Here is a 4141-nt window from a genome sequence, read left to right as displayed (position 1 = left end):
CCCCGCCGCCGCGGCCGGTTGCCCGCCCCGGGACTCCACGGCGCCCGCCCTGCCGGCCCCCCGGGCGGCGTGGGACGGGGGAGGGACGCCCGCCGTGGCCCCGAACGGCCCCGCCGGGGAGGGTCCCGCGGAGACCGAGGACGGGTACGACGTACCGGGCGGGAGCGCCTGGTGGGCTTACCGGCTGCTGGCAGCGGTGCTGTCGCGGCTGGACGACGCGACCGGGTGCCTGGGCGTGCTGCGCGTCCTGGCCGACGCCATCACCCGGTGGTCGGTCAGGGGCGACGCGCCGCACTGGCTCGACCGGGCCGGGGAGCCGGGGACACCGGGGGAGTTCGGGCCCGCGTTCTGGGAGCGGCTGCGCGTCCCGGAGGAGCACCGCCTGGATCTGCTGCGACGGCTGGTGCCCGCCGACGGGCCGCCCGGCCGGACGAGCGGGACCGTACGGCCGCAGGGCCGGTACCTCGACGCCGTGGCGCGCCGCCTGGAAGCCGCGCCGCGCAGCGTGCAGCCCCTGCTCTGCCAGTGGTTCGACGACGAGCGGCGGCTGCCCGCCACCGACGACGCCGACGTGCGCCCCACGGTCGCCGACACCGCCCAGGCGCTCCTCTACGCCCGCCGCGCGCTCGCCGTCGACGACCTGACCGAGGCCCTGGCCGACAGCGGGCACCCCCGCGCCGGCGAACTGCTCACCGCGCTCGCCGAGGAGGAGCCGTCCGCGCTCTGCCGGGCCGTCGACCGCTGGTCGCACGACGACACGCGGCCGGGCCGCCCGGCCGCCGCGGCCGCCCACGGGCTCGCCACCGCGCCGTACGTCACCACCCGCGCCGACCGCGAGCTGCTCCGCCACGCCGCGCTGGCGCTGCTCACCCGGCCCGGGGACACCTCCCTCCACGGGCCCGCCCTGGGCCTGCTCGTGCGCGACCCGCAGACGAGGCCGCGCTACCTGCCCCGGGCGCTGGCGGCGTTCGCGACGCGCGACGGCGCGCGGCTGCCCGCCGCCGCCCTCGCCGCCGCGCTTCCCACCGACCCCGCACCCGTCCTCGCCGCCTTCCTGGCGCGCCTCGCGGACGGAGGCGACGGCGCGGCCGAGGTACTGCGCGCGCTCGCCGACGTCCGTGCGCCCGCGCTCGCCCCCCGCGCCGCCGAGCTCGTCCGCGCCTACGTCGCCCGCCACCCCGACGAGGCCGTGCACGCCGCCGCGTACGTCGACCGGTGCCTGGAACACGGCCCCGAAGCCCGCGCGGCCCTGCGGCCGCTGGTCACCGGCCTGCTGCGGGACCACCCCCGCCAGGTACGGCGCGCCCTCGCCCCCGTGCTCGCCGCCCCCGGCACCAGCGCCTCGCGGGCCCTGCGGGGCGAACTGCTCGACGTACTCCTGGACTGCGAGCAGCGGTACGGACGCCACGGGCAGGACGCGGAGTGCGGGGTGCGGGACGTCGGCGTCCTGGAGGCGGTGCTGCTGGCCGCCGGAACCGGCGCGCGGAGCAGGGACGAGGCCCGCACCAGGGACCTCGTCCACCGCACCGGGATGCTCCTCGCCCGTACACCGCAAGGGGCCGCCTGTTTCGACCGGCTGCTCCTCGGGCTCGCCCGCGAGGTCCCCGGTTTCGGCGCGCTCGTCGCCGGCTGGCTGGCCGCCGCACCGCACGAATGGGCGGCCGTGGTGGGGCCGGGCGCCCGCCGCGCGGTCGGCAGCCTGGCCTCCGCGATGCCGATGCGAGCCGCACCCCGCGGGCATGGCAGTCTTAGACCTGCGTAATCAGGTTCGAGTGCGGACGAGGAGAGCGGTCACAGTGCAGCGCTGGCGTGGCTTGGAGGACATCCCCCAGGACTGGGGACGCAGCGTCGTCACCATCGGCTCCTACGACGGCGTGCACCGCGGGCACCAGCTGATCATCGGGCGGGCGGTCGAGCGCGCCCGTGAGCTGGGCGTGCCGTCGGTCGTCGTCACGTTCGATCCGCACCCCAGCGAGGTCGTGCGCCCCGGCAGCCACCCCCCGCTGCTCGCCCCGCACCACCGCCGGGCGGAGCTGATGGCGGAGCTCGGCGTGGACGCCCTGCTGATCCTGCCGTTCACCCAGGAGTTCTCGAAGCTCTCGCCGGCCGACTTCATCGTCAAGGTGCTGGTCGACAAGCTGCACGCACGGGCGGTCATCGAGGGCCCCAACTTCCGCTTCGGGCACCGGGCGGCCGGCAACGTGGCGTTCCTGTCCGAGCTGGGGCAGACGTACGACTACGAGGTCGAGGTCGTCGACCTGTACGTGCGTGGCGAGGCGGGCGGCGGCGAGCCGTTCTCCTCCACGCTGACCCGGCGGCTCGTCTCCGAGGGCGACGTCGAGGGAGCGGCGGAGATCCTCGGCAGGCCGCACCGCGTCGAGGGCGTCGTGGTGCGCGGGGCGCAGCGCGGCCGTGAGCTCGGCTACCCGACGGCGAACGTCGAGACGCTGCCGCACACCGCGATCCCCGCCGACGGCGTGTACGCGGGCTGGCTGACCGTGGAGGGCGAGCGGATGCCCGCCGCGATCTCGGTCGGCACGAACCCGCAGTTCGACGGCACGGAGCGGACGGTGGAGGCGTATGCCATCGACCGGGTCGGCCTCGACCTGTACGGGCTGCACGTCGCCGTCGACTTCCTCGCCTACGTGCGCGGGCAGGAGAAGTTCGACTCGATCGAGGCGCTGCTGGAAGCGATCGGGGCGGACGTGAAGCGGTCGAGCGAGCTGATCGAGGCGTACGAGGTCCGGGCACGGGCCGAGGGGCCGGCGACCCGGTAACCCGAGCGGCCGTCCCCTCGCCCGCCCTAGGGTTCGAGCGCGCCGGCGGTCTCCGTCCCGGCGACGCGGGCCGCCGCCCAGTGGCAGGCGACCTGCGCCTCGTCGCCGCCGGTCAGGACCGGCAGGAGCGTCGTACGGCAGTCGGTGGCGACGCCCGCCCGCTCGGCCTCACCGGACGCGAGCACCTGGCAGCGGGCGTGGAAGCGGCAGCCGTCCGGGACCCGGGACGGGTCCGGGGGCTCGCCGGTCAGGACGACCGGCACCTCGCCGGACTCCGGGAGTACGGACAACAGGGCGCGCGTGTACGGGTGCTGAGGATCCGTCAGCACCTGATCCGCCGGGCCCGTCTCTACGATCCGCCCCAGGTACATCACCGCGACGCGGTCCGCGATGTTCCAGGCGAGGCCCAGGTCATGGGTCACCACCAGGGCGGAGAGCCCGAGTTCGTCGCGCAGTGACAGGAGCAGGGCGAGGATCTCGCCCCGTACGGACGCGTCCAGTGAGGCCACCGGCTCGTCGGCGACGATCAGTTCGGGCTCCAGGACCAGCGCGCCGGCGATGACCACGCGCTGGCGCTGGCCGCCGGAGAGCTCGTGCGGGTAGCGCAGGAAGAACCGCTCGGGAGGGCGGAGCCCGGCGCGGGACAGCGCCCCCGCGACGGCGTCGCGCTCGTCCCCGGTGTGGCCGTGGATCCTCAGCCCCTCCGCCACCGCGTCGTACACCGTGTGGCGCGGATTGAGCGAGCCGCTCGGGTCCTGGAGCACGAGCTGGACGCGTTTGCGGTACGCCTTGAGGGAGCGCGAGCCGTAGTCGAGGGGCGCGCCGGCGAAGGTGACGTGGCCCGAGGTGGGCGCCACCAGGCCGAGCAGGGAGCGGGCGAGCGTCGTCTTGCCGCAGCCGGACTCGCCGACGAGGGCGACGATCTCGCCGGGGCCGATGTCGAGGTCGACCCCGTCGACGGCCCGGGCGGTCGCCGCGCCGCGCCGCCCGGGGAAGGCGACGTGCAGTCCGGCGGCGGAGAGGAGAGGAGGGGCAGGGGTACGCATGTCTGGCTCCGGGGGCGGTGGATGGGCGGCTACGGGCTGCGGTCTGCGGAACATCGGGCCGCGGTGCGGGCGGGGCGGCTGCGCGGAGCTCTTCCCCCGCTCGCCCCGTCCCGAACCGGGCCGCGGCCCGCAAGCGGCGGACGGGCCCGTCGGGCGGGGGCGCCCCGCCGGCCGGACAGCGCGCCCCCGCCCGGCGGACGTGCCCGTACGGCAGGCCGGTCCCGCCGAACAGGCGCGTCCAGCCCGCCCGGCGTTCGGGGACACGCCCAAAGGGCGACGGGAGGCCGGGGCGTGACCCGGTCCGGGAGGAGGCAGGGC

2 protein-coding genes and 1 pseudogene are annotated in these 4141 nt (G+C 76.8%); 2 read left to right on the top strand and 1 reads right to left on the bottom strand.

What is annotated here, in order from left to right; translation table 11 throughout:
- A pseudogene (locus tag E2E34_RS32050) lies at window positions 1–1762 on the top strand (serine protease); the annotation flags it as partial.
- Between the two features lie 34 nt (window positions 1763–1796).
- Window positions 1797–2777: a bifunctional riboflavin kinase/FAD synthetase gene (locus E2E34_RS32045; RefSeq protein ID WP_138905355.1), complete on the top strand. Its 981-nt coding sequence runs from the start codon at window positions 1797–1799 to the stop codon at window positions 2775–2777.
- Between the two features lie 26 nt (window positions 2778–2803).
- On the opposite strand, the gene E2E34_RS32040 is transcribed toward E2E34_RS32045, so the two are convergent.
- On the bottom strand, window positions 2804–3823 hold the full coding sequence (locus tag E2E34_RS32040) for an ABC transporter ATP-binding protein (protein WP_138905354.1): 1020 nt from the start codon (window positions 3821–3823) through the stop codon (window positions 2804–2806).
- Between the last annotated feature and the right edge of the window lie 318 nt (window positions 3824–4141).

The organism is Streptomyces albidochromogenes (genome assembly GCF_005981925.1).
Classification (GTDB): domain Bacteria; phylum Actinomycetota; class Actinomycetes; order Streptomycetales; family Streptomycetaceae; genus Streptomyces; species Streptomyces albidochromogenes.
This window is presented reverse-complemented; position numbering and strand designations above follow the sequence as displayed.

Excerpts from the sequence above, each read along its gene's own strand:
- E2E34_RS32040 (WP_138905354.1), bottom strand. The coding sequence starts at position 3,823 with ATGCGTACCCCTGCCCCTCCTCTCCTCTCCGCCGCCGGACTGCACGTC.